Here is a 2532-nt window from a genome sequence, read left to right on the forward strand (position 1 = left end):
ATTTACCTCCATATATTAAAAATATACCTAATTTTAGGTATATTTTATAAATATCAAGAGTTTTCGACAAAATTAAAGCAATTATTTTAATAGGTTATGCAAGAAATCTATTATACTCCATATTAAACTTTAGAAAAAAAGGTTAAAAACCTTAAACCTTATTTTCTAATTCCTAATGTTTCAATGATTGCTTTATATTCATTAAAATTAGTTTTGGTTAAATATGCAAGCAAGTGTTTTCTTTGTGCTACTTTTTGCAATAAACTTCTTCTTGATACAATATCTTTTCGATGTACTTTTAAGTGTTCGGTTAAATTATTAATATCTTCTGTTAAGATTGCAATTTGAACTTTTGTTGAACCAGTATCTTTGGTATTTTGACCAAACTTTGTAACTAATTCTGCTTTTTTTTCTTTTGAAACCATTATTATTTTCTCCCTTCATTTAGTGGCTTATTATGTTAAAACAAAGAATTTAAGAAAGGGTTATCTTAAATCAACGAAATAACAACCTTATTAATATTATGCTTTTTTAGCAAAAAAAGCAAGGGTATTAACTAAATCTTGTTCTAAAAGCGTAACTAATTCTGCTAAATTATTAATTTTAATATTTTCTCGAAGATATTTTTTAAAATAAACAATGATTTCCTGACCATATAAATCCAAATTAACATTTAGCAAATATGTTTCAACAACTTCTTTCCCTTCAAATAACCGATAAGATGTCATTGAAGGATAAAGTTTACCTTGTGCTAATGTTTCTGTTACATAAACACCATAGGGTAAAATTACTTTTTGTGGCAAATAAATATTTGCCGTTGGAAAATTAATTGTTCGTCCTAATTGTTTTCCTGGTTTTACTTCTCCACGTAAATTATAATCTTCATACAATAATTTATTTGCTGATGCTAAATCATATTTTAATAAAAAATTTCGAATTGTTGTTGAAGAAAACAAATTATCTTGGCGAGTAATTAAATAAACATTTTCTTGACCAAAAAAAGCAATAATATCATTAAAATCCCCTTCACGATTTTTTCCAAACCGAAAATCAGAGCCAATGATAATTTTTGTAACATTAAATTGTTTTTTTAAAATTGTTAAAAATTGTTGTGCAGATAAATTTATAAATGCAGTACTAAGCGGCACTTCTAAATAATAATTAAATCCTAATTTTTCAACAATTTGTTGTTTTGAATGATTATCTACTATTTTTGTATTTGTTTGTTGTAAAAAATCACTAACACTTTGTGACATAGTAAAAAATAATGTTGCAAGGTTATACTGTTTTTTAATCTCCATTAAACGTGTAATTAATTTTAAATGACCTTGATGAAACCCATCAAACAAACCTAAACAAGCAACTTTTGGTTTCTTATCACTTGGCTTATTTCATACTAAAGTTTTCATTAATAATGATTATCCTTCTCTCTGTCATCTTGGTTTTTAGGTTCAATATGTCCTCATAGTCCACGTTGACAGGCATAAACATGTTTTCCAATATGTTTATAAATTGCTAAAACATTTTTATTTTTATCAATAATAAAAATAATTGGGTCAGTATGATTAATAATAACAATAGGTTTTCCTTGCCGAATTTCTTCATCATGATGATAAAGTAATAATTGTTGATTATTAATAAATAAAGCATCATACATCGATATTAACTCATTAAAATTTACTGCTTCAGGGTTAATTGCTTTAGATAGCATAAAATTTCCTGATTGCGTACGGCATAAAACTGTAACAGTAGCAATAGTATTGAATTTTGCCGCAATATCAGTCACTAAACTTCTAATATATGTTCCTTTAGTACATAACACACTAAATTTAATTGTATGATTATGTGCATCATATTTTTTTAATTTAATTGCCTTAATTGTAACAGTTCGTGGTTTAATTTTTACTTCTTTATCTTGGCGTGCATACTCGTAAAGTTTTTTACCATTAACTTTAATAGCAGAATATTTTGGTGGATATTGTTCATACATAAATCCATTAAATTCATTAAAGATTTTTTTTAATATTTTCTTTTGAATCTTAAATGGTGCTGTTTCATTAAGCACATTCCCAGTAATATCACCAGTATCTGTCTCAACAAATAATCGCATTTCAACATCATACGCTTTATCTGCTGTTAACAAATATTCACTCATTTTCGTAGCATTATTCACTAAAACAACTAACAATCCTGTTGCTAATGGGTCTAATGTTCCTGCGTGACCAATTTTATTAATCTGCAATTTTTGTTTAATTTCTTGAATAACCTGATTACTTGTTTCTCCTGTTGGTTTATTGATTAAAAAAATACCGTCATGCATAATAACCACCCCACTTCCTGAAATATTATATCACTTTTTAATATATTCCTAACACTGATTAAAAAAGTACCTTATTTTTATCGTATTTTTTATAAAATTAATTGATTATCTTTAATTTTGTCGAAAACTCTTGATGAAATAAAAAAAATCATCAATATGACAATTTGAAAACTAATTTTGTGTAAGATTATGATTTTGCTTTAAATTTTTWA

General features: G+C 25.8%; 3 protein-coding genes. All 3 read right to left on the reverse strand.

The window, feature by feature from the left end; all coding sequences use genetic code 4:
* Positions 1-158: 158 nt before the first annotated feature.
* The 3 genes from rpsO to truB all read right to left on the reverse strand — a co-directional run bounded on the left by rpsO (position 159) and on the right by truB (position 2320).
* Positions 159-425 carry a 30S ribosomal protein S15 gene (gene rpsO, locus EHV01_RS04640; RefSeq protein WP_422066424.1) on the reverse strand — a complete coding sequence of 89 codons (267 nt, stop codon included), beginning with the start codon at positions 423-425 and terminating at the stop codon, positions 159-161.
* Positions 426-521: 96 nt separating this feature from the next.
* Positions 522-1409, reverse strand: a complete 888-nt coding sequence (gene ribF, locus EHV01_RS04645; protein WP_422066425.1) for a riboflavin biosynthesis protein RibF — start codon at positions 1407-1409, stop codon at positions 522-524.
* Positions 1409-2320 (reverse strand): tRNA pseudouridine(55) synthase TruB, encoded by a 912-nt coding sequence (gene truB / locus EHV01_RS04650; RefSeq protein ID WP_422066426.1) that lies wholly within the window; start codon positions 2318-2320, stop codon positions 1409-1411. The genes ribF and truB overlap by 1 nt, the downstream gene beginning before the upstream one ends.
* Positions 2321-2532 lie beyond the last annotated feature (212 nt).

Source organism: Spiroplasma sp. hy2 (assembly GCF_044714365.1).
Classification (GTDB): domain Bacteria; phylum Bacillota_I; class Bacilli_A; order Mycoplasmatales; family Mycoplasmataceae; genus Spiroplasma; species Spiroplasma phoeniceum.